Genomic DNA, 26446 nt, shown 5'->3' on the forward strand with positions numbered 1-26446 from the left:
CCCTACAGTCCACCCTCAGACATCCCGTGCACGGCCGGGATCGTTCCCAGGCGGCCCTTCTGGAAGTCCTCGAACGCCTGCTGGAGCTCCTCGCGGGTGTTCATGACGAACGGGCCGTAGTGGGCCATCGGCTCGCGGATCGGCTGCCCGCCCAGGAGGACGACCTCCAGGTCCGGCGTGTGGGAGTCCTGCCTCTCGTCCGCGCGAACGGTCAGCGAACCGCCGGCGCCGAAGACCGCCGTCTGGCCCAGGTGGATCGGACGGCGCTCGGCACCGACCGAGCCCTTGCCCGCCAGCACGTACGCCAGCCCATTAAAGTCCTCCCGCCACGGCAGCGTGACCTCCGCACCCGGTGCCACCGTCGCGTGGATCATCGTGATCGGGGTGTGCGTGATGCCGGGGCCGGCGTGGCCGTCCAGCTCCCCGGCGATGACGCGGAGCAGAGCGCCGCCATCGGGCGTGGTGAGCAGCTGGACGTTGCCGCCGCGGATGTCCTGGTAGCGCGGGGGCATCATCTTGTCCTTGGCCGGGAGGTTCACCCACAGCTGGAGGCCGTGGAAGAGCCCGCCGGACATCACCAGATGCTCCGGCGGGGCCTCGATGTGCAGCAGGCCCGAGCCGGCCGTCATCCACTGGGTGTCGCCGTTGGTGATGGTGCCGCCACCGCCCTGCGAGTCCTGGTGGTCGAAGATCCCGTCGATGATGTACGTGACGGTCTCGAAACCGCGGTGCGGATGCCACGGGGTCCCTTTCGGCTCCCCGGGCTGATACTCCACCTCACCCATCTGGTCCATCATGATGAACGGGTCGAGATGGCGGTAGTTGATCCCGGCGAACGCGCGGCGCACCGGGAAGCCCTCCCCCTCGAAACCGCTGGGAGCGGTCGTGACGGTCAGCACGGGGCGTGCGACGGCGTCGGCGGACGCGGATACACGGGGCAGCGTCAACGGGTTCTCGACGGTCACTGCGGGCATGTCGGTACCTCCTCGGGTACGCCCACTTTAGTTGAGCGTTGAACTTCTTGCCACCTCAAACCACGAGAGCCCGGAGGACATTCCCTCCGGGCTCGCACAGTGGTGGCGATGGCGTCTAGCCATACATCCGGCGCATCGCGAAATCGACCATCTGTTCGACGGCCTTGGCGTCGAACACCATCCGGTGCTCGCCCTCCATGTCCAGGACGAAGCCGTAGCCGGTCGGCAGCAGGTCGATCACCTCCGCCCCGGTGATCACGAAGTACTTGGACTCCTTGCCCGCGTACCGGCGCAGTTCCTTCAGGCCGGTGAACATCGGGATCACCGGCTGCTGGGTGTTGTGCAGCGCGAGGAACCCGGGGTTGTCGCCGCGCGGGCAGTAGACCTTCGAGGTCGCGAAGATCTGCTGGAAGTCCTCGGCGGACATCTGGCCGGTGGTGAAGGCGCGCACCGCGTCCGCGAGCGAGGGCGGGGACGGCTCGGGGTACAGCGGCGGCTGCTGCCCGTACCCGCCGGCCATCGGCTGCTGCGGCGGCGGGGCGTACTGCTGCTGCTGAGGACCCGCGGTCTGGTCGTAGCCGTACATGCCGCAAAGAGTAACGAGTAACGAGTCACAGATGACCCGCTCGGGGTTGCTTCTTATTACCGACGGGTAGCATCATCGGAGCTACTACTTGGTACGTGTAGTTGGTATGTGTACAGATGCGAGGAGTCAGTGCCTCGCCGATCTCTCAACGGAGCCGTCGCCATGGGGCACTACAAGCCGAATCTCCGGGACATCGAGTTCAACCTCTTCGAGGTGCTCGGCCGTGACAAGGTTTACGGCACCGGCCCGTTCGCGGAGATGGACACGGACACCGCCAAGAGCGTCCTGGAGGAGCTGACCCGCCTCTCGGAGAACGAGCTGGCCGAGTCCTTCGCCGACGCCGACCGCAACCCGCCGGTCTTCGACCCGGAGACCAACACCGCGCCGGTCCCGGCGTCCTTCAAGAAGAGCTACCAGGCCTTCATGGACTCGGAGTACTGGCGCCTGGGCCTGCCCGAGGAGATCGGCGGCACCACCGCGCCGCGCTCCCTGATCTGGGCCTACGCGGAGCTGATCCTCGGCGCCAACCCGGCCGTGTGGATGTACTCGTCCGGCCCGGCGTTCGCCGGGATCCTCTTCGAGGAGGGCAACGAGGTCCAGAAGCACATCGCCTCGTTCGCCGTCGAGAAGCAGTGGGGCTCCACCATGGTGCTCACCGAGCCGGACGCCGGCTCGGACGTCGGCGCCGGCCGCACCAAGGCGGTCCAGCAGGAGGACGGCTCCTGGCACATCGAGGGCGTCAAGCGCTTCATCACCTCCGGCGAGCACGACATGTCGGAGAACATCCTCCACTACGTCCTCGCCCGCCCCGAGGGTGCGGGGCCCGGCACCAAGGGCCTGTCCCTCTTCCTCGTCCCGAAGTACGAGTTCGACTTCGAGACCGGCGAGCTGGGCGAGCGCAACGGCGTCTACGCCACCAACGTCGAGCACAAGATGGGCCTGAAGGCCTCCAACACCTGCGAGATGACCTTCGGCGACCGCCACCCCGCCAAGGGCTGGCTGATCGGCGACCGGCACGAGGGCATCCGCCAGATGTTCCGCATCATCGAGTTCGCCCGCATGATGGTCGGCACGAAGGCGATCTCCACACTGTCGACGGGCTACCTGAACGCGCTGGAGTACGCCAAGGAGCGCGTCCAGGGCCCCGACCTGGCCAACTTCATGGACAAGTCGGCCCCCAAGGTCACCGTCACGCACCACCCGGACGTCCGCCGCTCCCTCATGACGCAGAAGGCGTACGCCGAGGGCATGCGCGCGCTGGTGATGTACACCGCGTCCGTGCAGGACGAGATCCAGGTCAAGGAGGCGAACGGCGAGGACGCCGGCACCGAGCACGCCCTCAACGACCTGCTCCTGCCGATCGTCAAGGGCTACGGCTCGGAGAAGGCCTACGAGCAGCTCGCCCAGTCGCTCCAGACCTTCGGCGGCTCCGGGTTCCTCCAGGAGTACCCGATCGAGCAGTACATCCGCGACGCCAAGATCGACACCCTGTACGAGGGCACCACGGCGATCCAGGGCCAGGACTACTTCTTCCGGAAGATCGTCCGCAACCAGGGCGCCGCGCTGAACTCGCTCGCCGAGGACATCAAGAAGTTCCTGGCGCTCGCCACCGGCGGCGAGGAGCTGTCCGGCGCCCGCGAGCACCTGGCCAAGGCGGCCGTCGAGCTGGAGGCCATCGTCGGCCTGATGCTCACCGACCTCGCGGCCACCGAGCAGGACGTCAAGAACATCTACAAGGTCGGGCTGAACACCACCCGCCTGCTGCTCGCCTCCGGCGACGTGATCGTCGGCTACCTGCTGCTCAAGGGCGCCGCGGTGGCCGCCGAGAAGCTGCCGACCGCCCCCGCCCGAGACAGTGCCTTCTACACCGGCAAGATCGCCGCCGCGAAGTTCTTCGCCGCGAACGTCCTGCCCGGCGTGACCCTGGCCCGCAAGGTCGCCCAGGACGTCGAGCTGGACCTGATGGAACTGGACGAGGCCGCGTTCTAGGCGCGAGGCCCGCCTTACCGGCCCGATCGGTGCCGGGGAGTCCGGTCTCCACACTCCCCACACACCCTCACGAGGGCCCGCTCCCGCCATACGGGAAGCGGGCCCTCGTACGTCGTTAAGGTGAACCCCATGAGCGCACCGTCCCGCTTCGACCGCGGCCACACCGACGACCTGATGTCCTTCCTCGCCGCCGCCCCGACGCCGTACCACGCGGTGGCGACCGCCGCCGAGCGGCTGGAGAAGGCCGGATTCCGGCAGGTCTCGGAGACCGACGCATGGGACGCGGAGGCATCGGCGGCCTCCGCCGCGGGCAGCGGCGGCCGGTACGTGCTGCGCGGCGGCGCGCTCGTGGCCTGGTACGTGCCGGAGGGCGCCGAGGCCCACACCCCCTTCCGCATCGTCGGCGCGCACACCGACTCCCCCAACCTGCGCGTCAAGCCGCGCCCGGACAGCGGGGCGCACGGCTGGCGCCAGGTCGCCGTGGAGGTCTACGGCGGCCCGCTGATGAACTCCTGGCTCGACCGCGACCTGGGCCTGGCCGGCCGGCTCTCGCTGCGCGACGGCTCCACCCGGCTGGTCAACATCGACCGCCCGCTGCTGCGCGTTCCGCAGCTCGCCATCCACATGGACCGCAACGTGTCCGCGGAGGGCCTCAAGCTCGACAAGCAGCGCCACCTCCAGCCCGTCTGGGGCCTCGGGGACTCCGTGCACGACGGCGACCTGATCGCCTTCCTGGAGGAGGAGACGGGCCTGGCCCGCGGCGAGGTCACCGGCTGGGACCTGATGACCCACTCCGTGGAGGCCCCGGCCCACCTGGGCCGCGACAACGAGCTGGTGGCCGGGCCGCGCATGGACAACCTCCTGTCGGTGCACGCCGGGACGGCCGCGCTGACCGCGGTCGCCGCCTCCGGGGCGGACCCGTCCTGCATCCCCGTACTCGCCGCCTTCGACCACGAGGAGACCGGCTCCCAGTCGGACACGGGCGCCGACGGCCCGCTGCTCGGCAGCGTCCTGGAGCGCTCGGTGTTCGCGCGCGGCGGCTCGTACGAGGACCGGGCACGCGCCTTCGCGGGCACCGTCTGTCTGTCCTCCGACACGGGCCACGCCGTCCACCCCAACTACGCGGAGCGGCACGACCCGACGCACCACCCGCGCGTCAACGGCGGCCCCCTCCTCAAGGTGAACGTCAACAACCGCTACGCCACCGACGGTTCGGGCCGCGCGGTCTTCGCCGCCGCCTGCGAGAAGGCGGAGGTCCCCTTCCAGACCTTCGTCTCCAACAACTCCATGCCGTGCGGCACCACCATCGGCCCGATCACCGCGGCCCGGCACGGCATCAGCACCGTGGACATCGGCGTGGCGATCCTGTCGATGCACAGCGCCCGGGAGTTGTGCGGCGCCGACGACCCGCACCTGCTGGCGAACGCGCTGGTGGCGTTCCTGCGTCCGTAGGCCCTGTCCCCGAGAACGCGGAACGGCACTCCACGGCATGGTGGTTGACACCCGGGGTACCCGAACGGAACCGGATCGACCGGAAACCCGGACCCGACCGGCTCTACAGGGAGGCGACACTCATGGGCCTCGGCGGGTGCATCATCCTCATCGCCGTGGGAGCCATCCTCACGTTCGCGACCGACTGGGACATGCAGGGCGTCAATCTCGACCTGGTCGGTGTCATCTTCATGGTGGTCGGCCTGATCGGTGTCGCGACGTTCAGCAGCATCGCCCGGCGCCGCCGCGTCGTGGTACCGCCGACGACCCCGGTCGTCGACGACCGCTCCCACCACACGCGGGACGGCTACAACAACGGCTACGGCGCCTGACGCTCACGGAGCCGGGCGTCCACGGCCCGTCAGAGAATGACCCGCCGTCACGTCCACGTGGTCGGGCACCTCGTCGTGCCGGTCGCCCACGGTCGACGTCCCGGTCGGTTCGAGGAGCAGGATCGCGGTGGGGAAAGGAGCGTACGGCTTGTGTTCCGTGCCGCGCGGGACCGTGAACACCGAGCCCTTGGGCAGGACGACCGTGCGCTCGCCGGCCGCCTCGCGCAGGGCGATGTGGAGTTCGCCGTCGAGGACGAGGAAGAACTCGTCGGTGTGGTCGTGCACGTGCCAGACGTGCTCGCCCTCGACCTTGGCGATACGGACGTCGTAGTCGTTGACAGCGGTGACGATGCGGGGGCTCCACTGCTCGGTGAAGGACGCGAGGGCGGAGGTGAGGGAGACGGGTTCCTGTGTCATGACGTCATAGTGCGGGGGGTCGTATCGACCGGACGAGTGCTAGAAATCGCACATGCCGCAAGGATTCTTTCACCCCTCGCGTACGCACCGGGTCGCCGTGATCGTCGACGAGGGCACCAACCCGTTCGAGGTCGGCTGTGCCACCGAGCTGTTCGGTCTGCCGCGGCCCGAGCTGGGGCTGCCGGGGCCGCTGTACGAGGTGACGCTGTGCGGCCCGACGCCCGGGATCCGGATGAACCACGGGTTCTGCACGCTCACCGACGTGCCCGGGCTCGAGGCCGCGGACGGGGCCGACACGGTCGTCGTCCCCGGCCGGCCGGACAATGTCGTACCCCGCGGCCCCGCCGTCCTGGACGCCATCCGGCGCGCGCACGCGCGCGGCGCCCGCGTCGTCAGCCTGTGCACCGGCAGCTTCGCGCTCGCCGAGGCCGGGCTGCTGAACGGGCGGCGGGCGGCGACGCACTGGCTGTGGGCGGACACCTTCCGCCGGCTGCATCCTCGGGTGCTGCTGGAGCCGGACGTGCTGTTCGTGGACGAGGGCGACATCCTCACCGCCGCGGGCAGCACGGCGGCGCTCGACCTCGGGTTGCACATCTGGCGCAAGGATCACGGCGCCGAGATCGCGAACGCCGTCTCCCGGCGGCTGGTGTTCGCCCTGCACCGGGACGGCGGGCAGCGGCAGTTCGTGGAGCGACCGCTGCCGCGCGTGCCGGTCGAGTCGCTGGCACCGCTGCTGGAGTGGGCGCAGGAGCGTCTGGGCGAGCCACTCACCGTTACGGATCTCGCGGAGCGCGGGGCGATGTCTCCGGCGACCCTGCACCGCCGCTTCCGGGCCCAGCTGGGGACGACACCGCTCGCCTGGCTGACGGCCGAGCGCGTGACTCTCGCCCGGCGGCTGATCGAGCGCGGGGAGGAGCGGCTGGACGTGGTGGCGGCCCGTAGCGGCCTGGGCACCGCCGCGAACCTGCGGGCGCGGCTACGACGCGAGACCGGGCTCAGCCCCTCGGCCTACCGGCGGCGTTTCGGCACCGGTGCGCGGGAAGCGATCACGTCATGAGATTCCTCGTGTACGACCGGCTCCTCGGCATCGGCGACGACTACTGGATCGAGGACGACACCGGCAACAAGGTGTACCTCGTCGACGGCAAGGCGATGCGGCTGCGGGACACCTGGGAGCTGAAGGACACCCAGGGACGCGTGCTCATCGACATCCACCAGAAGATGCTCGCCCTGCGCGACACCATGGTGATCGAGCGAGCCGGCGAGCCCTTGGCCCGGATCAGGCGGAAACGTCTCTCCCTGCTGCGCAACCACTACCGCGTCGCCCTGGCCGACGGCACCGAGCTGGACATCAGCGGCAAGATCCTCGACCGGGAGTTCGCCGTCGAGTACGACGGTGAGCTGCTGGCCGTCATCTCCCGGCGGTGGCTGACCCTCCGGGACACCTACGGCGTGGACGTCGTACGGGACGACGCGGACCCGGCGCTGCTCATCGCGCTGACCGTGTGCGTGATCCACCTGGCGGAGAAGGAGCGGGAGAAGAACGACGAGGACGAGTGAGCGAGGGCCCGGGCCGGAGGCGGGGCGGCGGCTACCGCGGGTGCGGCGCCGCCAGCCCCATCACGCGGTCCTTCAGCGCCGGGAACTGCTCCCGGGTCGTCGCCACCTTCGCCGGATCGAACTCCACCGTGAGCACCTCCTCGTCGGCGCCGGCCTCCGCCAGCACCTCACCCCAGGGGTCGACCACGATCGAGTGACCGGCCTGCGGAACTCCGGCGTGCGTCCCGGCCGTTCCGCAGGCAAGGACGAACGCCTGGTTCTCCACCGCCCGTGCCTGGGCCAGGAGCGTCCAGTGGGCCCGGCGGCGCTCCGGCCAGCCCGCCGGGATCACGAGGGTCTCGGCACCGGCGTCGACGAGCGAGCGGAAGAGTTCGGGGAAACGGAGGTCGTAACAGGTCGCCAGACCGAGGTGGGTCTCGGGCAGACGGACCGTCACCGGCTCGCGCCCCGCGCCCATCAGCACGGCCTCGCCCTTGTCGAAGCCGAAGCGGTGGATCTTGCGGTAGGAGGCGGCCAGGTCGCCGGAGGGGGAGAAGACGAGCGAGGTGTTGTAGAGCCGCCCGTCCGGGGCGCGCTCGGGGACCGAACCCGCGTGCAGCCACACACCCGTGTCACTCGCCGCCTTGGCCATCGCCTCGTGCGTGGGGCCCGTCAGCGCCTCGGCCCGGGCGTCGAAGTCGTCGAAGGCGAACGCGCCGGTGGTCCACAGCTCCGGCAGCACCACGAGATCGGCGCCCGCCTGCTCCCGTACCAGAGCCGCCGCGCGCAGTCGACGCACTTCGGGCGTTTCATCCTCATTCACGGCGATTTGGATCAAAGAGGCGCGCACACTACCACCGTCCTGGCATTCGAGCCGTCCACACGGGCCTACGATCGTCACACGAAAGCACTGCCGGGGTGCCACACAGCAGCGTAACTTAGCGTCTCAAGACGCCCGCCGACCGCAGCCACCGCCCACTGGCACCGCCGCCACCACCCGCCCGTGTACCGACCGCCGAGGGGTCCCGTTCCGTGAGTCTGCATCCCACCCTCCAGCCCTACGCCGACGCCTGGACTCACTCCATCGAGGCGATATCCGAGCTGGTCCAGCCGCTTGCGGAAGCAGAGTGGAACCGCCGTACCCCCTGCCCGGGCTGGTCGGTCCGGGACATCGTCTCCCACGTCCTGGGCCTGGACTCCGAGATGCTCGGCGACCCCCGCCCCATCCACACCCTCCCGCGCGACCTCTTCCACGTCACCAACGACCACCAGCGCTACACGGAGATGCAGGTCGACGTCCGCCGCCACCACACGGCCCCCGAGATGACGTCCGAGCTGGAGTACATGGTCATCCGGCGCAACCGCCAGCTGCGGAACGAGTCGCGGGACCCCGGTACGAAGGTGCGCGGCCCGCTCTCCACCGAGCTGACCCTGGAGGAGGCGATGCGCCGGCACGCCTTCGACGTGTGGGCGCACGAGCAGGACCTGCGCACCGCCCTCGGCCGCCCCGGCAACCTCGACTCCCCGGGCGCGCACGTCGCCCGTGACGTGCTGCTCGACGAGCTGCCGGCCGTCGTCGCCGAACGCGCGGACGCGCCGCGCAGTTCGGCCGTCGTCTTCGACGTGCACGGCCCGGTCGAGTTCCTGCGCACCATCCGCGTCGACATCCAGGGCCGCGGCACCCTCGAAACGGCCCCCGCGCTCGGCCCCGCCGCGACCCTGACGCTGGACTGGGAGACGTACTTCCGCCTGGCCTGCGGCCGCGTGACCCTCCAGGCAGCGGCGGACCGCATCAAGACGGAGGGCGACCAGGACCTGACGGAGGCGATCCTGCGCCACTTCACGGTGACGCAGTAGGTAGTTTCAGCCCGTCCGGCGTTTGAGGACGAGGCCGTTCAGGCCGACAGCGGGGGTCTGGGGGCGGCAGCCCCCAGTCGGCCCGCACCCACGCCGGAGGCCTACGCAGGCACGTGCACTGTCTCCACCCGACTCGCGACCACCCGCTCACTCTCTCTCCGAGCCGCCCGCTTCCGCAGCCGCAGGATCTGCGTGACCCCGAGCGCCTGCAGCACGAACACGGACGAGAACGCGACGCCGTAGTCGTCCCCCGTCGCATCCAGCAGCACCCCCACCGCGAACAACGTCGTCATCGACGCCACGAAGCCCCCCATGTTCGTGATCCCGGACGCCGTCCCCTGCCGCTCCGGCGGATTCGCCGGCCGCGCGAAGTCGAAGCCGATCATCGACGCCGGCCCGCACGCCCCGAGCACCGTGCACAGCACGACCAGCAGCCACATCGGCGCGTGGTCGGCCGGGTAGGCCAGCGTCACCGCCCACAGGACCGACGTCGCGCCCACCGTGCCGAGCGCCAGCGGCAGCCGCGCCGCGTGGTGCCGGGCGATGACCTGGCCGTAGACCAGGCCGACGGTCATGTTGGACAGCACGACGAGGGTGAGCAGCGTGCCGGCCGTCGCCCGGGTCAGCCCCTGCGCCTCGACCAGGAACGGCATCCCCCACAGCAGCAGGAAGACCATCGCCGGGAACTGGGTGGTGAAGTGCACCCACAGCCCGAGCCGCGTCCCCGGCTCCCGCCAGGACAGCGCGATCTGCCGCCGTACGTACGCGGCCCCCTGATGCGGCATCGGCTCCGGCTCGTGCCCCTCGGGGTGGTCCTTCAGGAAGAGCAGCAGCAGGACGAAGACCACCACACCGGCCAGCGCGCTGCCCGCGAACGCGGCCGTCCAGCCGATGCCGTGCAGCAGCCGGGCGAGGACGAGGGTGGAGACCAGGTTGCCCGCCATGCCGACGAGACCGGCGAGCTGGGCGACCATCGGCCCCCGGCGGGCGGGGAACCAGCGGGTGCCCAGCCGCAGCACGCTGATGAAGGTCATCGCGTCGCCACAGCCCAGCAGCGCCCGCGAGGCGAGCGCCATCCCGTACGAGGGTGAGAAGGCGAAGCCGAGCTGCCCGGCCGTGAACAGCACCACACCGATGCCCAGCACCCGCTTGGTGCCGAGCCGGTCGACCAGCAGGCCGACGGGTATCTGCATACCGGCGTAGACCAGCAGCTGGAGGATGGAGAAGGTGGACAGCGCCGAGGCGTTGACGTGGAAGCGGTCGGCGGCGTCGAGACCGGCGACCCCCAGCGACGTACGGAAGATGACGGCGACGAAGTAGACGGCGACGCCGATGCCCCAGACGGCCATCGCGCGCCGGCCGCCCGGCGGATCGCCGGGCAGGCCGTGCCCGGCCGGGGTGGCCGTGCTCATCGGACCTCGCCCCGGGCCAGGTTCGAGAACCAGCCCACGTGGCGGCCGACGACGCCGACCGCCGCCTCCGCGTCCCCCGAGCGCAGCGCGTCGAGGATCTCCTCGTGCTCGGTGAGGGTCTTGGCGATCCGGTCGGGATGCGCGTACATGACGGCGACGCCCATGCGCAGCTGGCGGTCGCGGAGCTGGTCGTAGAGGCGGGAGAGGATCTCGTTGCCGCCGCTGCGGACGATCTCGGCGTGGAAGCAGCGGTCGGTGACGGAGGCGGCGACGAAGTCACCGGCGGCGGCCTGCTCCTTCTGCCGGGCGAGCAGTTCCTCCAGCCGTTCGACGAGGCCGGGCGGTGCCGGTACGGCCTTCCTGGCCGCGTGCTCCTCGACCAGCAGCCGGGTCTCCACCACGTCCGCGATCTCCTGGGCGGACACGGGCAGGACCAGGGCGCCCTTCTTCGGGTAGAGCCGGATCAGGCCCTCGACCTCCAGCCGGAGCAGGGCCTCGCGCACCGGGGTGCGGGAGACGCCCACGGCCTCGGCGAGCTCGCCCTCGGTGAGCAGCGTCCCGCCCTCGTAGCGGCGCTCCAGGACGCCCTGCTTGACGTGGGTGTAGACGCGGTCCGCCGCGGGGGGCTGCTTCACTGCCGTGGTCATGCCGACAGGATAGATACAACAGGGACGCAAGACGGGGCCGGTCCAGCATGCGGACGTCCGCCCACCCATCAGGGGGATCCGGCGCCCCGGCCCTGCCGCCGGGCAACCTTCCGTGCTATTCACGAGTCGCACAGTCGCGGCCCGAGCCGTACCGACCACAACGTGGCCGCACCTCAGGGGAATTCACACAATCGGGGTACTTGACTTGATAAACAGCATTCTGCGCAGCCGCCCCCGCGGAGCCGTCGCCGTCGCGCTGACCGGCGGCGTCGTCCTCGCGACCGGCGTCCTCTCCTCAGCGCCCGCCCAGGCCGCCGGTCCCTCGCGGACGGCCGACGCCGTGCGCGCCGCCGCCCCGGCGCCCTCGATCGCCGCCAAGGGCGGCTTCGTGATGAACAACGCGAACGGCGCCTCGCTCTACACCAAGGCCGCCGACACCAAGCGCTCCACCGGCTCCACGACCAAGATCATGACCGCCAAGGTCGTGCTCGCGCAGCCGAAGCTGAACCTGGACGCCAAGGTCACGATCCAGATGGCGTACAGCGACTACATCGTGTCGAAGAACGCCTCCTCAGCCCGCCTGATCGTCGGCGACAAGGTGACGGTCCGGCAGCTGCTCTACGGGCTGATGCTGCCGTCGGGCTGCGACGCGGCGTACGCGCTGGCCGACAAGTTCGGCTCGGGCAGGACGCGGGCCGCCCGGGTGAAGTCGTTCATCGGCAAGATGAACTCCACCGCCAAGAGCCTCGGCCTGAAGAACACGCACTTCGATTCCTTCGACGGCATCGGCAACGGCAAGAACTACTCCACGCCGCGCGACCTGACGAAACTCGCGAGCAACACGATGAAGAGCTCGACCTTCCGCACGATCGTCAAGACCAGGAAGTACACGGCGAAGACGGTCACCAAGAAGGGCAGCACCCGCACCATGGCGCCCTGGACCAACACCAACACGCTGCTCGGCAGCTACAGCGGCGCGATCGGCGTGAAGACGGGCTCGGGCCCGGAGGCCAAGTACTGCCTGGTCTTCGCCGCGACCCGCAAGGGCAAGACCGTCATCGGCACGGTACTGGCGTCCACGTCGTCGAAGCAGCGCGCGGCCGACGCCACCAAGCTCATGAACTACGGCTTCGGCAAACTCTGACCCACACGGACACCTACGACGGGGCTCACCGCCACCGGCAGGACATTTCTTGAGACCGTCAGTGGAGCTTACGGTCTCAACATTTCCGCAGGTGGCAGTGATGCCGAGACTTGAAGAGCGTCTCTCTGCGCATGCCGGAGGAGTTCTGAGACAATCCCGAGACAGTGACTGGAAGTCACTGTCTGCGTCGCCGTCGTCCTGGCCACGGTGTTCAGCCGAGAAGGCACGGTTCAGGGCGTATCGGCCCGGCAACGAGCAAGGATGATTCCCCCGAGCACGCTCTCGGCCGAACTGAGAGTCTTGTGCAACTCGCCCCTGAAACCGGCGTCGTCGAGCCAGGCGGTCATCTGCTCCGGACGACGGCGGTAGACATGGACCTTCATCGGGTGGCCGCCCGTAGCCTGTGTCTTCAGCTGCGCCCCCTCACCGACGTGGATGCCGAGGAGCAACGGGCCACCAGAACTCACTTCTTGATTCTCTCCGCGAGAAACGCCACCCAGGCGGAAGACCCGAGCCGAAGCATGAACCCGTCGGTGTCCTTGGAGTCCCGGACGGCGACGGTACCGGGTATGTTCCGGGCGACCTCGACACACTCCTGACCGGCGTCCCCGCCGCTGTAACTGGACCTGGCGAACTCGAACTCGCTCATCGCGCTACATCTCCTTGCGAATCGATTCCATCAGGTCGAGGGCGTTGCGTTCCGCCAGCCCCACCCGCGCGATGCGGTCGAAGATGCGCCGGTGCCTGGCGGCGTCCTCCTCACTCTCCAGCCAGAGGGTAGAAGAGGGTACGTCCATGTGTACGACATCCAACGCGCCGGGTTCAGCGAACGAGACGATGCTGAATGCCCCGATCATGCCCGGATTGGCGCCCGCAAGCGAGGGCACCACCTGCACCTTCACGGTGTCGGTACGGGCCACATCCAGCAGATGCCCCAACTGGTCCCGCATCACGTCCCGGCCACCGACGAGTTGGCGCAGCGCTCCTTCGTGTATCACGGCCCACAACTCCAGTGGGTGTTCTGACCTCAGCCTTGCCTGTCGGGCCAGCCGGGCCTCCACGAACGGTTCGATCTCGCTCGGGTCCTCCCAGGATCCGGCGCCGACCGCTACCGCTCGCGCATAGTCAGGCGTCTGCAACAACCCGGGGACGAGAGCAAGTTGCCAGGTGCGGATACTGGTGGCGATGTCCTCCAGGGCCACGTACTCGACCATCGTCGAAAGCTGCGGGTACTGGTTCCACCACCCACGAGCCTTACGCCTTTCCCGGTCCGTACGCGCAAGCAGCAGGAATCTTTCGATCACCGCCTCGTCGGTCTCTCCGTACAGGTGACACAGCGCGCGGATGTCTGGATCGCGCACGGGCACCCCACCTCGCTCCATCTTGGCCACCTTGGCCACGGAGGCCGACAACGCCTCGGCGGCGTGCGACTGGCGCATCCCACACGTCTCACGCATACGCAGCAGCTCACCGCCCAACCGACGCGCCAGCACCGTCGAGACCGTGATGCCGCGATCGGGGTTCCTACCTGCCATCTCGCGCTCCCTCCCACCGAGTCGGTGACAGTTTGTTTGGACTCCGCACGGAGAGCAAGCAAGTTCGAGGAAATTTCTATGCCCTCACACTTGATGCCCTCTCGGACACTCACTACCGTCAGTGCTCTATCGACCACCCAAAGCCATCGAGGGCGGCGGACGTGCACCGTGCTGTCCGAATCCGCACGACGGAGCCACCGCCACCTCACACAAGGAGGTGCGTCCTGTGACCGACGATTCCTGCTCGTCCCCTGCTGGCAAGACGTGCAACGGCTACGACCCCTACGACGCCGTCAGCTATACCCCGTACCCCCAGAACATCCCCCGCGCCCGCCGCCACATCGCTCAACTCGTGGTCGCCTGGGGGCATCCGGGCACCGCAGGCGACGCCGCGCTGGTCGCGAGCGAGTTGTGCACCAACGCCCTGCTGCACGGGTGTCTACGGGACCGGCTGTTCCGGGTGGAGACCTCCCTCGCCGGCACCGCCCTGCGTATCGCCGTCACCGACCCCCGGGGCGAACGCCTCCCGGACGTCCGCCCGCCCGACCTGGACACCCAGTTCGGGCGTGGACTGCTGATCGTCCAGGCGCTGGCCGACAAATGGGCGGTGGAACAGCTCATCGTCGGCAAAACGGTGTGGGCCGAGATGACGGTGAGCAGGAGGGATCGTACGTAGTCTGATGAGCCGCTTCAGAAATGCCGTAGCGGTAGCGTGGATCCACGGGCAAGGGAGGCGGTGATGACAACCGAGTGGCAATCGGCGGTGGCCGAGGCGCGGGAGGCCACCGGATACACGGGAGAGGGCATCCCCCGTACCGTCGACGCGATCGGTCCGGCCCTGCGCCTCGACCACCGCGGCGACTTCGAGTATTCCCGCGAGCAAGCGATCGACTTCGCGGACGTTGCCGTTTCCCTGTACGCACGGGCCGCCGGAGACGTCACGGTGAGCCAGGCGGAGATCAACGCCCCCGTCGCCGACGCGGAGGCGTCCTGACCTACACGAACATCTGGGCACCACCGTGTCCGGCAAGATCCTCATGGTCGGCAGCACGGCAGTCTGACCGCGATTCCTGCCGATGCGGCCCTAGAAGCCGAAGGAGTTGTGCGGCTCGGGGTCGGTCCGGAACATCTGGGTCAGCTTACCGAGGGCACCGTCGGCGTGCGGGACGATGTGGCCCGCACACGCCAGCTGTTGCGCCGACATACCGCCGAAGTAGAGCGAACTGAGCGCTGAGAGCGTGATGGTCAGGTCCGCCGCCTTGTCGGTGGGAACGCAGGTCACCGCGGCTTCATCCGTACCCAGGTGCCATGTCCCGTTGTTCGCCGGGCACATCTGGTCGTCGTCGATGGTGAACGTCAGCTCGCCGTGCTTGAGGTACGTGCGTTGCGTCAGCGCCGTGGGGACATCGAGAACGCGCGCCCACAAATTGTCCGTCTGACGGGTGACGCGCATCGCCCGCGGGTTCGTGAGCATCCACCGCAGGGGTTCGTCGCGCGGGCGGCCGGGCGCCACGATGGACTTCGTGAGGTCGAAGTCGATCAGCAGGCTCCACAGCGCTCGGTAGGCAGTGGAGTTCGCCGCCTCCAGGGCCTCGACCACGAGCGTTCCCGCGTTGTCTTCAGTTGGGGACCACGGCAGACGAAAGTTCGCGATGCCGTCGGCTTCGCCGTGCCGGTCCCGGTGGACGAGGTATCGCAGCGGTCCGTTCGTGCCGTCCGTATCGTCGGACAGCCCGTCCCAGCGCCCGGGGAGAGGAGCAAGCTCACCGACGCGGCACGCACGCACGTCCGCGTGCACTTTGGGCCAGGCCTGCTTCGCCTGTGTGGCGCCGACCAGCTCCAGCGTCCCCGGATCGGGCTCCGCCGGACGCAGAGCGGCTTCGTGACGGGCCAGTTCCCAACGGGTGCGGTAGGTGGCCGGCGAGAATCCGAACCGTCCGTAGATGCTGCCCTCGCTTGCGCTGAGCATGGCCAAGGGCTCTCTCCGGTCCAAGGCCGCGTCGAACATGGCCTGCATCATGCGGCGCAGGTACCCGCGTCGGCGGTGCGTCGCGATGACCCCGGTGGCAGTGACGCCGGCCATCCTCACCGTGCCCCCGCCGGGGGCCGTCACGGCGAAGGATATGGTCGCCGACGCTCCCACACACATGCCGTCGACGAATGTCGCGACGGGATGGAACGATGCATCGTTGATGTCGGCTTCAGCCAACTGCTCAAGCCGTTGGGTGTTCGCGGGCGGGCGTTGCGGTGGCCACGGCTCGGAACCGCCGTGCCACGCGGCATTCTCGGGCTCCCAGCTCGGCAGCCCGTTCGCGAACGGCAGTACCCGGTAGTACGCGCTCATCTCGTCGGGCCGTGGCGGGCGGACCTGGGTCACCATGCCGGACATTACATCGCCCCGCTGCCTGTGTTCTGCAACCGATTATCCGCTCGAACCCTGCCGCGTGCGCGGGTCGGCACAGCCCGTCGACCGATGCAGCGGTTTTCGCTCATATTCGCCCACAATCATGAACATCTCTGGCCTAGCTGGCATATGCCCCTCCTGCGTCCTACGTTCCGCGGCGGAGGTGGTTCGCATGAACGAACCCAGCAAACGACAGAACTCCGGCGAGCGGCACGAGGCGATCGACGTCAGCGATTTCGTGTACGCGGCCACCGGCGCCCGGGTGCGGAGGCTGACCATGCCGGACGGAAGCCACTGGTTCCCGGCGGTGGACGTCTGCAAGCAGTTGGGCTACACCACGCCCCGAAAGGCGCTCATCGATCATGTCCCGGAGGGGCATCGAGACAATCTCGAGACAGTGACTGGAGGTCACTGTCTCAGCATTCCCGCAGGCAGGAGGTGGCGACGAGACCTGCAACTGATCGATCTCCAAGGTCTCATTCTCCTGGTGAACGCCTGCACCAAACCGGCCTGCGCCCCATTCAAGCAATGGGTCGCCGAAGTCATCGAGGCCGTGCAGCGCGAGGGTTCGTACTCTCTCGACGAGGCCGAGGTACAGCCTTCCGGGCCGGGTACACCCATCGCCTACGCCATGCCGGACCAGGTGGCCGAGGCCATCGTCCGGCTGGAAGCGCACAACCTTCAACTGGATGAGGAGCTGGCCGAGGGGCAGCGGGCGTCGATCGCGTTGCAAAGGGAGATGCTGGCCACGCAGCAGACCACTCTCGCCACCCAACAGGCCACCCTCGCCGTGCAGCAGGCCATGGTTCGGGCGATGGAACGCATCGCGGACCGGTTCGACACCCTCGTCCTCCACGGACGGGTGCCCAGTGGCCACCTCACCCCGACGCCCACCACGGAGTCCGTGCTGGCCGACTGGCGGCAGCGGTTGTCCGTGACGGAGGACGTGTGGACGGTGGCCCGGGTCATCGCGCCGGTGCTCGTCGAGAAGGGTGAGCTGCGCGAGCCGCTGGAGTCGATCGCCGCCCGTACGGGGCTTTCCGTGCGCCGGGTGAACGAGTGTCTGCGGCTGCTGCGCAAGCACGCCTGCATTCGGTCGCGGGGCGGGGCCGAGGATGGTGCTGCTCCGGTATACGTGCTCCATCTGAGCTGAACCGGCACAGCAGAAGGGGCGTCGCAACTCGAACTTGCGGCGCCCCTTCCGTAACGAACCTAACCGGTTCGTGGGATTCACGCCCAGCTGATCAACCGCTTCGGCTGCTCCAGGACCGCCGCGACGTCGGCGAGGACCTTGGAGCCCAGTTCGCCGTCGACCAGGCGGTGGTCGAAGCTCAGGGCCAGGGTGGTCACCTGACGCGGCTTCACCTTGCCCTTGTGGACCCACGGCTGGAGCTTGATCGCGCCGACCGCGAGGATCGCGGACTCGCCGGGGTTGAGGATCGGTGTGCCGGTGTCGACGCCGAAGACGCCGACGTTGGTGATGGTCACCGTGCCGCCCTGCATGGCGCCGGGGCTGGTTTTGCCCTCCCTCGCCGTCGACACCAGCTCGCCCAGGGACCCGGCCAGTTGCGGCAGCGTCTGGGCGTGGGCGTCCTTGATGTTCGGGACGATCAGGCCCCGCGGGGTCGCGGCGGCGATGCCCAGGTTGACGTAGTGCTTGACCACGATCTCCTGCGCGGCCTCGTCCCAGGAGGCGTTGACGTCCGGGTTGCGCTTGATCGCGACCAGCAGGGCCTTGGCGATCAGGAGGAGGGGGTTCACGCGCAGGCCCGTGTACTCCTTGTCCTGCTTCAGCTCCTCGACCAGCTTCATCGTGCGCGTGACGTCGACCGTCACGAACTCGGTGACGTGCGGCGCGGTGAACGCCGAGCCGACCATCGCAGCCGCCGTCGCCTTGCGGACACCCTTGACCGGGACGCGGGTCTCCCGCGCGGTGTCGTGCGACGCCGGTGCCACCGGTGCCGGAGCTACCGCCGCGGGGGCCGCCTGCGGCTCTGGCTGGGCCGGTGCGACGGCCGCGTGCACGTCCTCGCGCGTGATGATGCCGTCCGGGCCGGAGGGCACCACGGTCGCCAGGTCGACACCGAGGTCCTTGGCCAGCTTGCGCACCGGCGGCTTGGCCAGCGGGCGCTCGCCGGGGACCGGCGCGGCGGCCGGCCCGTGGCCGTTCCCATGGCCGTTCATCTCGGCCTGGATCGCGGCCGCCGCCGGGGCCTGCCGGGCGGCCGGGGGCTGTGCGCCCTTGCGGGGGCGGCGGCGGGTCGCGGAGGTGGACACCCCGTACCCGACCAGGACCGGCTGGCGGCCCTCCGGCTTCTTCTCCTCCGCGTCGGCCGGCGCCTCCTCGGCCGGAGCCGGGGCCGCCTCCTGCGCGGGGGCCTCGGCCGCCGCGCCGCCCACGGCCACCGCGATGATCGACGTGCCCACGTCGACGGTGGTGCCCTCGGGGAAGTGCAGCTCGCTGACCACGCCGTCGTAGGGGATGGGCAGCTCGACGGCGGCCTTCGCCGTCTCGACCTCGCACACCACCTGCCCGTCGGTGACCGTGTCACCCGGCTGGACGTACCACTTGAGGATCTCGGCCTCGGTGAGTCCCTCGCCCACGTCGGGCATCTTGAACTCGCGTACGGACCCTTCGGTCATCGTCGTCACGACCTTCTCCTCAGTACGCCAGCGAGCGGTCGACGGCATCCAGCACCCGGTCCAGGTCGGGCAGGTACTCCTCCTCCAGACGCGCCGGCGGGTACGGGGCGTGGTAGCCGCCGACCCGGAGCACCGGGGCCTCCAGGTGGTAGAAGCAGCGCTCCGTGATCCGGGCCGCGATCTCCGCGCCCGAGCCCAGGAACACCGGCGCCTCGTGGACCACGATCAGGCGGCGGGTCTTCTCCACCGACGCCTGGATCGTGTCGAAGTCGACCGGGGAGATGGACCGCAGGTCCACCACCTCCAGGGACCTGCCCTCCTCGGCCGCCGCGTCGGCGACCTCCTGGCAGAGCTTCACCATCGGGCCGTACGCGGCCAGCGTGAGGTCGCCGCCCTCGCGCACCACGCGCGCGGTGTGCAGCGGGCCCGGGATGGCCTCCCGGTTGACCTCGGCCTTGTCCCAGTAGCGCCGCTTGGGCTCGAAGTAGATGACCGGGTCGTCGCTCTGGATGGCCTGCTGCATCATCCAGTAGGCGTCCGCCGAATTCGACGGGGAGACCACCTTCAGGCCCGCCACGTGCGCGAACAGCGCCTCGGGGGACTCGGAGTGGTGCTCGACCGCGCCGATGCCGCCGCCGTAGGGGATGCGGATGACGATCGGCATCTTGACCTTGCCCAGCGAGCGGGCGTGCATCTTGGCCAGCTGGGTGACGATCTGGTCGTAGGCCGGGAAGACGAAACCGTCGAACTGGATCTCCACCACCGGGCGGTAGCCGCGCAGGGCCAGGCCGATGGCGGTGCCGACGATGCCGGACTCGGCCAGCGGGGTGTCGATGACCCGGTCCTCGCCGAAGTCCTTCTGGAGACCGTCGGTCACCCGGAAGACGCCGCCGAGCTTGCCGACGTCCTCGCCCATGATCAGGACCTTGGGGTCCGAGTCCAGTGCGCGGCGCAGCGACTCGTTGATCGCCTTGGCCAGCGCCATCTTTTCCGCAGCCATGTCAGACCCCCTCTCCCGCGGCGGAGCCGCTGTTGGACTCAGTGGCGAACGACGCCTGGTAGGCGGCGAACTGGGCTCGCTCCTCGTCGACGAGCGCGTGCCCGTCCGCGTACACGTTCTCGAAGATGGCGAACCGGTCCGGGTCGGGCATGGCACGGACCACTTCGCGCACTCGTTTACCCAACGCCTCGCTCTCCGATTCCAGTTCCCCGAAGAATCCCTCGTCCGCGTGGTTTGCGGCCTCCAGGAAGCGGCGAAGGCGCAGGATCGGGTCCTTCGCCTCCCAGGCGACACGCTCGTCGTCGTGCCGGTAGCGGGAGGGGTCGTCCGAGGTGGTGTGGGCGCCCATGCGGTACGTGTACGCCTCGATGAGCGCCGGGCCCTCACCGCGCCGCGCCCGCTCCAGCGCCCAGCGGGTGACCGCGAGGCAGGCCAGCGCGTCGTTGCCGTCGACGCGGACGCCGGGGAAGCCGAAGCCCTGGGCGCGCTGGTAGAGCGGCACGCGGGTCTGCTTCTCGTTGGACTCGGAGATCGCCCACTGGTTGTTCTGGCAGAAGAACACCACGGGGGCGTTGTAGACGGCGGCGAAGTTGAACGCCTCGCTGACGTCGCCCTGGCTGGAGGCGCCGTCGCCGAAGTAGGCGATCACGGCGGAGTCCGCGCCGTCCTTGGTGATGCCCATCGCGTAGCCCGTGGCGTGCAGCGCCTGCGAGCCGATCACGATGGTGTACAGGTGGAAGTTGTTGCCGTTGGGGTCCCAGCCGCCGTTGTTCACGCCGCGGAACATGCCGAGGAGGTTGGTCGGGTCGACCCCGCGGCACCAGGCGACGCCGTGCTCGCGGTAGGTCGGGAAGACGTAGTCGTCCTCGCGGGTGGCCCGGCCGGAGCCGATCTGGGCGGCCTCCTGGCCGAGCAGCGAGGCCCACAGGCCCAGCTCGCCCTGGCGCTGCAGGGCGGTGGCCTCGGCGTCGAAGCGCCGGGTGAGCACCATGTCGCGGTACAGGCCGCGCAGCTCGTCGGGGGTGATGTCGGCGACGTACGAGGCGTACTCGGCGTAGGGCGAGTTCTTGGCGGGCTCGACGCGCTCGCCCTCGGGGGTCAGCAGCTGCACCAGCTCCGTCTCGGTGCCCTTCTTGGCAGCGGTACGGGTGGTGCGAGTGGTGCGTGCGGTGCGCTTGCCGGTGGTCTCGGCTTTGGTGCCGGTGGTGCCGGCAGCCTTGCTTCCGGCGCTGCGTCGCGGCTGGCGCGCGGCAGTGCTCTCGGTCACGTGTGCTCCTCCGTCGGTCCGGCCCCCGGGTTCGCCGGAAGCCAGTGCGGCTCACCTGTGTCCCGGAGGCCGCACGAGGGTGGGTGCGGCCCGATCGGGGGACAGGCGTGACAGGTGCCCCGGCGAGCGCCCTGCGAACAGCACGTTACCCAGTGCTCCACATTTCTGTGAAACCCTTCCTGACCTGCGTTTTTACTCGGATTTCCAAGTAAATCGGCGAAGTGCGGAAGTTGTCCTGGTCACAGCCTTGCAGGGGGCCGGAACAACGGCACGTTATCCCGGCCACCCCGGGCATTGGAAGGGCTGGTGTGTGACACTGACCGCGTGCACGAAGAAGGAAAAATCCGGGTATTCCTCCTCGACGACCACGAGGTGGTGCGCCGGGGGGTGCACGATCTGCTCTCGGGCGAGGCCGACATCGAGGTGGTCGGCGAGGCCGGCACGGTGGCCGACGCCGCGGCCCGGGTCATGGCCACCCGTCCGGACGTGGCGGTGCTGGACGTGCGGCTGCCCGACGGCAGCGGCGTCGAGGTGTGCCGCGACATCCGCTCCCGGGACGAGTCCGTCCGCTGCCTCATGCTGACCTCCTTCGCCGACGACGAGGCCCTCTTCGACGCGATCATGGCGGGCGCCTCCGGCTACGTCCTCAAGGACATCCGGGGCGCCGAGTTGCTGAGCGCCGTACGCGGCGTGGCGGCCGGGAAGTCGCTGCTCGACCCGGCGGCCACCGCGCGTGTGCTGGAGCGGCTGCGCGACGGCGGCGCGAAGCCCGACGACCGGCTGGCCCGCCTGACCGACCAGGAGCGCCGCATCCTGGAGCTGATCGGCGAGGGGATGACCAACCGCGCGATCGGCGAGCGGCTGCACCTGGCGGAGAAGACGATCAAGAACTACGTGTCGAGCCTGCTGGCCAAGCTCGGGATGCAGCGGCGTTCCCAGGCGGCGGCCTTCGTGGCCCGGCTGGAGGCGGAGAGCCGCTGAGCCGCCCCAATCGGGACTTACGTCCCCTCCTGCCGGGGCGGGCGACTCTGTCGCCGCTGCTTCCGCTCGCGCACAGTGAGCGCATGCCCTCCGACCCACAGCTCGCCATAGGCCTGCTCGCCCGCACCGCCTACGGCCGGGCGGCCACGACCATGCGCGCCCTGCCCTTCCTCGCCTTCGCGCGCCACATCGTGGCCGACGCCCGGGTCCTGCTGCGCATGCCCAGGAGCTGCGGCTACCACCAGGTCTGCACCGGGAGCGTCGTCGCGTACGGCGCCGACAACCTGAGCAGCGCCGGGCCCGGCGAGAGCCTGTGGACGGCGCAGGTCGTGGGCCGGTGCGAGGCGCACGAGCCGAGCGCCGCCGAGGTCGAGCGGTTCGGCCCGGCACCGCGCCGGGTGGACGGCGAGCCGTTCGAGCCGGTCTATCTGCGGATCGAGCCGCAGTTCGGTTCGGTGCACGTCACGGAGGGCACCGTCGGCACCCTCTGAACCTGCGGCGCTCCGGTCAGTCGTCGCCCTCTTCGCCGCCCGGAGCGCCGGTCCCGCCGCCGCCCTCGGTGCCGCCGGTCGGATCGCCGGTCGGCTCGCCCGTCGGCCCGGTCGGGTCCGTCGTCGGGTCGCCCGTGGGCGTCGTCGGGTCCGTCGTCGGATCCCCGGTGGGGTCGCCGGTCGGCTCCTCCGTCTGGCTCTGGGAGGGCGTGTACGAGGGTGAGTACGACGGCGTCCAGCCGTCGTCGCCGGTGCCGCCCCCGCCGTTGCCCTGCTCCGTGCCCGGGTCGGTGGTCTCCTGCGTCTCCTCGTCGCTGGGCGACGGGCTCGGCGACTCTTCGCCGGTGCTCTCCGAGACGCTGGCGGACGGGCTCTTGTCCGTGTCGGTGCCGCCCTTGCCGCCCCCGTCGTTGTTCAGGGCCAGCGCGACGCCGGCCGCGATGGCGATGACCGCGAGGACGGCCAGTATCCACAGCTTGCCGCGGCCACTGCCCTTGTTGCCGCTGCCCTCGAAGCCGCCGTCGTCGCCCCCGCCGTACCGGCCGGGCAGGATCGGCTGCGGGATCTGCGCGGTGCCCGCACCGTGGTCGGGGTGCGGCATCACCGAGGTGCCGGCGAGACCGGCCGCCGGCGTGTGCCGGCCGTCGTGCGCGGTGACCGGGCCGGTGTTCCAGGTGCCGGTGTGGCCGCCCTGCTCGTACAGCATCTGGAGCCCGTACTGGACCAGCCCGCGCATCTCCTCGGCGGTCTGGAAACGGTCGTCGGGCTCCTTGGCCAGGGAGCGCATCACGAGGCCGTCCAGCTCCGGCGGGGTGGCGTCGGAGACCTCGGACGGGGGCGTCGGGATGTCCTGGACGTGCTGGTAGACCACGGACAGCGGGGTCTCGCCGGTGAACGGCGGGCGCAGCGCGAGCAGTTCGTAGAGCAGGCAGCCGGTCGCGTACAGGTCGGAGCGGTGGTCCACGGCCTTGCCGAGGGCCTGCTCCGGGGAGAGGTACTGCGGGGTGCCCATGACCATGCCGGTCTGCGTCATCGTCGTGGACGCGCCGTGCAGGGCGCGGGCGATGCCGAAGTCCATCACCTTCACGGCGCCGTTGTGCGTGATGATGACGTTGGCGGGCTTGATGTCGCGGTGGACGATGCCGTGCTGGTGGGAGTAGGCGAGCGCCTCCAGGACACCGGAGACGATGATCAGCGCCTGCTCGGGGCCGGGCGCCTCGGCGTTCAGGAGGAGGTCGCGGATGGTGCGGCCCTCTACGATCTCCATCACGATGTACGGCACGGACTGGCCGCCGACGAAGTCCTCGCCGGAGTCGTACACGGCGACGATCGCGTGGTGGTTGAGACCGGCCACCGACTGCGCCTCGCGCGTGAAGCGCGCCTTGGAGACCGGGTCCTCGGCGAGGTCGGCACGGAGCAGCTTGACCGCCACGGTGCGGCCCAGGCGGACGTCCTCGGCGGCGAACACCTCGGCCATGCCGCCCCGCCCGAGTCTGCGGGTCAGCCGGTACCGGCCGTCGCCGACCAGGCCGCCGTTGCCCCAGGTCTCCGGCGCGTCCGCCATACCGCCGCCATTCGCCTCGGGATCGGACGGGCCCTGGGCGCGCTGCTGCTGTGCCATCAGTCCTCGCCGTCGTTTCTGCCCGCGGTGCGCGCGGTGTTGTTACGGTCTCCGTCGGCCACGCTACAGGCTCCGCGGCGGCCTCCGGTCCGGGATGGGGCGCCGGGACCGGACATGAGACGGACCGGTCATGAAACCCTGGTTCCTTACTGTCGTGCAAATTCTGTGTACCGGCGGTACGGCGGCTGTAACGCTTCCGCGACGCTTCTTTCGCGTACGGTCACGGAACGGGCACCGCGCTTGACGTGTCAGTGCCCTCGGGCAGACTTGGCCGGGAATAGCACTTTCGATCACGAGCGTGCGGGCCGCTGCCACCGGCGCCGCGGCGCCTATGGGGGACGCAGAGACATGAGCCAGGACGCCGGACAGGGCCGGTACGCGGGGCGCGCGCTCGCCGGCGGCCGCTACCAGCTGCGCGACTTGCTCGGCGAGGGCGGTATGGCCTCCGTGCACCTGGCGTACGACTCGGTCCTCGACCGCCAGGTCGCGATCAAGACGCTCCACACCGAGCTGGGCCGTGAGCAGGCCTTCCGCGAGCGCTTCCGCCGCGAGGCCCAGGCCGTGGCCAAGCTCACGCACACCAACATCGTCTCGGTCTTCGACACCGGCGAGGACGAGCTCGACTCCATGACGATGCCGTACATCGTCATGGAGTACGTCGAGGGCCGCCCGCTGGGCTCGGTGCTCGACGAGGACGTCCGGCAGCAGGGCGCGATGCCCGCCGACAAGGCGCTGAAGATCACCGCGGACGTGCTGGCGGCCCTGGAGATCAGCCACGAGATGGGCCTGGTCCACCGGGACATCAAGCCGGGCAACGTGATGATGACCAAGCGCGGCGTGGTCAAGGTCATGGACTTCGGCATCGCCCGCGCCATGCAGTCCGGCGTCACCTCGATGACGCAGACCGGCATGGTGGTCGGCACCCCGCAGTACCTCTCGCCGGAACAGGCCCTCGGCCGCGGCGTGGACGCCCGCTCCGACCTGTACTCGGTCGGCATCATGCTGTTCCAGCTGGTCACCGGGCGGCTGCCGTTCGACGCGGACTCGCCGCTGGCCATCGCGTACGCGCACGTGCAGGAGGAGCCGGTGGCTCCGTCCACCGTCAACCGGGCGCTGCCCCCGGCGATCGACGCGCTGGTGGCCCGCGCGCTGAAGAAGAACCCGAACGAACGCTTCCCGAGCGCCGAGGCCATGCGGGACGAGTGCCTGCGGGTGGCGCAGTCCTTCCACGCCGCGCCGCCGAGCATCGTGCCCGGTGCGAGCACGTCGAGCGGCGCCGGTGTCGGCTCCGCGGTGTTCCCGCCGGTCGACCAGGGTGCCCCGGCGCCCACCGGCCCCGTCCAGACGCCGTACCAGCCGACGCCGGCCCCGAACCCGTACGGCGCCCCGGCACCCACCGCGCACTCGCCCGCCTCCTACGGCTATCCGCAGCAGGGCGGCTACCAGACGCCGACCCCTTACGGGCAGCACGGGCCGCACGGGCAGCACGGGCAGCACGGGCAGCAGGGCGCGTCCACGCCGCCGCCGTACAACCTGACGCCGTCGGCCCCGGCCTCCGGTGCCCCGGGCGGGGGCAGGAACAACAAGCCGGTGATCATCGGCTCGATCGTGGTCGCGGTCGTGGCCGTCGGCGCACTGGTCGGCGCGCTGCTGATGAACGGCGGCGGCGGTGAGGACCCCGAGGGCGGCGGCTCCCCCAGCGCCTCCGTGTCGGCGTCGAAGGCGGCCGACTACCGCGGGCCGGACAAGACGAAGACCATAGAGAAGGACGAGTGCACCGAGCCGGAGGAGTCGTACAACGACCCCGACAAGATCAAGGTGCCGGACTTCACGTTCAAGTACATCGGCTCGGTCAAGGAGTGCTTCAACGCCGCCGGCTGGCGGATGAAGGTCGTCGAGGTCGACGAGAACACGTACGGCGAGGGCTCGATCCGGGACCAGTTCCCGGCGGCCGGCACGGACGTCGACCCGGAGGACATGCCGGAGATCCAGCTCAAGGTCTCGACGGGCAACCCGGCCTCCGAGTGAGCGCGTGACACGAGCGAAGGGGCCCGCCCCCCCGGCGGCCCGGCCCGGGGCGGGGTGGGGGGGGGGGGCAACCCCATGCCGGGGGGGT

27 protein-coding genes are annotated in these 26446 nt (G+C 69.9%); 13 read left to right on the forward strand and 14 right to left on the reverse strand.

Going from position 1 to position 26446, the window contains the following annotated elements:
• Window positions 1–2 precede the first annotated feature (2 nt).
• Together ACFWR9_RS06105 and ACFWR9_RS06110 are read right to left on the reverse strand one after the other, a co-directional pair.
• Entirely contained in the window at window positions 3–974 is a 972-nt protein-coding gene (locus ACFWR9_RS06105; protein ID WP_383836213.1) for a pirin family protein, read from the reverse strand.
• Window positions 975–1089: 115 nt separating this feature from the next.
• Complete coding sequence (locus ACFWR9_RS06110; protein WP_122616633.1) at window positions 1090–1560, reverse strand: SseB family protein; 471 nt, start codon at window positions 1558–1560, stop codon at window positions 1090–1092.
• Window positions 1561–1722: 162 nt separating this feature from the next.
• On the opposite strand from ACFWR9_RS06110, the gene ACFWR9_RS06115 reads away from it, so the two are divergent.
• The 3 genes from ACFWR9_RS06115 to ACFWR9_RS06125 all read left to right on the forward strand — a co-directional run bounded on the left by ACFWR9_RS06115 (window position 1723) and on the right by ACFWR9_RS06125 (window position 5372).
• On the forward strand, window positions 1723–3549 hold the full coding sequence (locus tag ACFWR9_RS06115; protein ID WP_383836218.1) for an acyl-CoA dehydrogenase: 1827 nt from the start codon (window positions 1723–1725) through the stop codon (window positions 3547–3549).
• 129 nt (window positions 3550–3678) lie between these two features.
• Window positions 3679–5001 carry a M18 family aminopeptidase gene (locus ACFWR9_RS06120; RefSeq protein WP_383836221.1) on the forward strand — a complete coding sequence of 441 codons (1323 nt, stop codon included), beginning with the start codon at window positions 3679–3681 and terminating at the stop codon, window positions 4999–5001.
• 122 nt (window positions 5002–5123) lie between these two features.
• Window positions 5124–5372, forward strand: coding sequence for a DUF6458 family protein (locus ACFWR9_RS06125; RefSeq protein WP_383836224.1), 249 nt, complete (start codon window positions 5124–5126; stop codon window positions 5370–5372).
• 3 nt (window positions 5373–5375) lie between these two features.
• On the opposite strand, the gene ACFWR9_RS06130 is transcribed toward ACFWR9_RS06125, so the two are convergent.
• Entirely contained in the window at window positions 5376–5789 is a 414-nt protein-coding gene (locus ACFWR9_RS06130; RefSeq protein WP_383836227.1) for a cupin domain-containing protein, read from the reverse strand.
• A 52-nt stretch (window positions 5790–5841) separates the two neighbouring features.
• Here ACFWR9_RS06130 and ACFWR9_RS06135 point away from each other — a divergent pair, with 52 nt between their 5' ends.
• Both ACFWR9_RS06135 and ACFWR9_RS06140 read left to right on the forward strand, forming a co-directional pair.
• Window positions 5842–6846, forward strand: coding sequence for a GlxA family transcriptional regulator (locus ACFWR9_RS06135; protein ID WP_383836230.1), 1005 nt, complete (start codon window positions 5842–5844; stop codon window positions 6844–6846).
• A complete protein-coding gene (locus ACFWR9_RS06140; RefSeq protein WP_383836233.1) occupies window positions 6843–7349 on the forward strand; it encodes an LURP-one-related/scramblase family protein in 507 nt (168 codons plus the stop codon). Before ACFWR9_RS06135 ends, ACFWR9_RS06140 begins: the two co-directional genes overlap by 4 nt.
• Before the next feature lie 31 nt (window positions 7350–7380).
• Here the strand turns inward: ACFWR9_RS06140 and ACFWR9_RS06145 are convergent, their stop codons facing one another.
• Complete coding sequence (locus ACFWR9_RS06145; protein ID WP_383836236.1) at window positions 7381–8178, reverse strand: carbon-nitrogen family hydrolase; 798 nt, start codon at window positions 8176–8178, stop codon at window positions 7381–7383.
• A 182-nt stretch (window positions 8179–8360) separates the two neighbouring features.
• Between ACFWR9_RS06145 and ACFWR9_RS06150 the strand changes: the two genes are divergently transcribed.
• Window positions 8361–9185, forward strand: coding sequence for a maleylpyruvate isomerase family mycothiol-dependent enzyme (locus ACFWR9_RS06150; protein ID WP_383836239.1), 825 nt, complete (start codon window positions 8361–8363; stop codon window positions 9183–9185).
• Between the two features lie 101 nt (window positions 9186–9286).
• Here ACFWR9_RS06150 and ACFWR9_RS06155 read toward each other — a convergent pair whose 3' ends face one another.
• Entirely contained in the window at window positions 9287–10597 is a 1311-nt protein-coding gene (locus tag ACFWR9_RS06155) for a nitrate/nitrite transporter (RefSeq protein WP_383836242.1), read from the reverse strand.
• Window positions 10594–11244, reverse strand: coding sequence for a GntR family transcriptional regulator (locus ACFWR9_RS06160; protein WP_383836245.1), 651 nt, complete (start codon window positions 11242–11244; stop codon window positions 10594–10596). Before ACFWR9_RS06160 ends, ACFWR9_RS06155 begins: the two co-directional genes overlap by 4 nt.
• 208 nt (window positions 11245–11452) lie before the next feature.
• On the opposite strand from ACFWR9_RS06160, the gene ACFWR9_RS06165 reads away from it, so the two are divergent.
• The gene (locus ACFWR9_RS06165) at window positions 11453–12388 is read left to right on the forward strand and encodes a D-alanyl-D-alanine carboxypeptidase family protein (protein ID WP_383836435.1); all 936 of its coding nucleotides are present in this window, start codon (window positions 11453–11455) and stop codon (window positions 12386–12388) included.
• 230 nt (window positions 12389–12618) lie between these two features.
• Here the strand turns inward: ACFWR9_RS06165 and ACFWR9_RS06170 are convergent, their stop codons facing one another.
• The 3 genes from ACFWR9_RS06170 to ACFWR9_RS06180 are packed head-to-tail and all read right to left on the reverse strand — an operon-like array spanning window position 12619 to window position 13923.
• Window positions 12619–12837 carry a hypothetical protein gene (locus ACFWR9_RS06170; RefSeq protein ID WP_383836248.1) on the reverse strand — a complete coding sequence of 73 codons (219 nt, stop codon included), beginning with the start codon at window positions 12835–12837 and terminating at the stop codon, window positions 12619–12621.
• A gap of 14 nt (window positions 12838–12851) precedes the next feature.
• Entirely contained in the window at window positions 12852–13037 is a 186-nt protein-coding gene (locus tag ACFWR9_RS06175; protein ID WP_383836251.1) for a DUF397 domain-containing protein, read from the reverse strand.
• 4 nt (window positions 13038–13041) lie between these two features.
• On the reverse strand, window positions 13042–13923 hold the full coding sequence (locus ACFWR9_RS06180) for a helix-turn-helix domain-containing protein (protein WP_383836254.1): 882 nt from the start codon (window positions 13921–13923) through the stop codon (window positions 13042–13044).
• Between the two features lie 226 nt (window positions 13924–14149).
• Here ACFWR9_RS06180 and ACFWR9_RS06185 point away from each other — a divergent pair, with 226 nt between their 5' ends.
• The gene (locus ACFWR9_RS06185; RefSeq protein WP_383836257.1) at window positions 14150–14599 is read left to right on the forward strand and encodes an ATP-binding protein; all 450 of its coding nucleotides are present in this window, start codon (window positions 14150–14152) and stop codon (window positions 14597–14599) included.
• 63 nt (window positions 14600–14662) lie between these two features.
• A complete protein-coding gene (locus ACFWR9_RS06190; RefSeq protein WP_383836260.1) occupies window positions 14663–14917 on the forward strand; it encodes a hypothetical protein in 255 nt (84 codons plus the stop codon).
• A 90-nt stretch (window positions 14918–15007) separates the two neighbouring features.
• Here the strand turns inward: ACFWR9_RS06190 and ACFWR9_RS06195 are convergent, their stop codons facing one another.
• The gene (locus ACFWR9_RS06195) at window positions 15008–16303 is read right to left on the reverse strand and encodes a GNAT family N-acetyltransferase (protein WP_383836263.1); all 1296 of its coding nucleotides are present in this window, start codon (window positions 16301–16303) and stop codon (window positions 15008–15010) included.
• A gap of 196 nt (window positions 16304–16499) precedes the next feature.
• Between ACFWR9_RS06195 and ACFWR9_RS06200 the strand changes: the two genes are divergently transcribed.
• Window positions 16500–17480, forward strand: coding sequence for a Bro-N domain-containing protein (locus ACFWR9_RS06200; RefSeq protein ID WP_383836265.1), 981 nt, complete (start codon window positions 16500–16502; stop codon window positions 17478–17480).
• A 77-nt stretch (window positions 17481–17557) separates the two neighbouring features.
• Here ACFWR9_RS06200 and ACFWR9_RS06205 read toward each other — a convergent pair whose 3' ends face one another.
• Genes ACFWR9_RS06205 through pdhA form a run of 3 tightly spaced genes read right to left on the reverse strand, consistent with a single transcriptional unit; the run spans window position 17558 to window position 21237 of the window.
• Window positions 17558–18970 carry a dihydrolipoamide acetyltransferase family protein gene (locus ACFWR9_RS06205; protein ID WP_383836438.1) on the reverse strand — a complete coding sequence of 471 codons (1413 nt, stop codon included), beginning with the start codon at window positions 18968–18970 and terminating at the stop codon, window positions 17558–17560.
• Between the two features lie 19 nt (window positions 18971–18989).
• Entirely contained in the window at window positions 18990–19955 is a 966-nt protein-coding gene (locus tag ACFWR9_RS06210; RefSeq protein WP_383836441.1) for an alpha-ketoacid dehydrogenase subunit beta, read from the reverse strand.
• Between the two features lie 16 nt (window positions 19956–19971).
• A complete protein-coding gene (pdhA, locus tag ACFWR9_RS06215; protein ID WP_383836268.1) occupies window positions 19972–21237 on the reverse strand; it encodes a pyruvate dehydrogenase (acetyl-transferring) E1 component subunit alpha in 1266 nt (421 codons plus the stop codon).
• Between the two features lie 324 nt (window positions 21238–21561).
• On the opposite strand from pdhA, the gene ACFWR9_RS06220 reads away from it, so the two are divergent.
• Both ACFWR9_RS06220 and ACFWR9_RS06225 read left to right on the forward strand, forming a co-directional pair.
• On the forward strand, window positions 21562–22218 hold the full coding sequence (locus ACFWR9_RS06220) for a response regulator (RefSeq protein WP_383836271.1): 657 nt from the start codon (window positions 21562–21564) through the stop codon (window positions 22216–22218).
• A gap of 83 nt (window positions 22219–22301) precedes the next feature.
• Complete coding sequence (locus tag ACFWR9_RS06225; RefSeq protein ID WP_383836274.1) at window positions 22302–22709, forward strand: pyridoxamine 5'-phosphate oxidase family protein; 408 nt, start codon at window positions 22302–22304, stop codon at window positions 22707–22709.
• 16 nt (window positions 22710–22725) lie between these two features.
• Here the strand turns inward: ACFWR9_RS06225 and ACFWR9_RS06230 are convergent, their stop codons facing one another.
• Window positions 22726–24330 carry a protein kinase gene (locus ACFWR9_RS06230; RefSeq protein WP_383836277.1) on the reverse strand — a complete coding sequence of 535 codons (1605 nt, stop codon included), beginning with the start codon at window positions 24328–24330 and terminating at the stop codon, window positions 22726–22728.
• A 348-nt stretch (window positions 24331–24678) separates the two neighbouring features.
• Here ACFWR9_RS06230 and ACFWR9_RS06235 point away from each other — a divergent pair, with 348 nt between their 5' ends.
• Window positions 24679–26358, forward strand: a complete 1680-nt coding sequence (locus ACFWR9_RS06235; protein WP_383836280.1) for a protein kinase — start codon at window positions 24679–24681, stop codon at window positions 26356–26358.
• Window positions 26359–26446 lie beyond the last annotated feature (88 nt).

This window comes from Streptomyces sp. NPDC058534 (assembly GCF_042717365.1).
Taxonomy (GTDB): Bacteria; Actinomycetota; Actinomycetes; order Streptomycetales; family Streptomycetaceae; genus Streptomyces.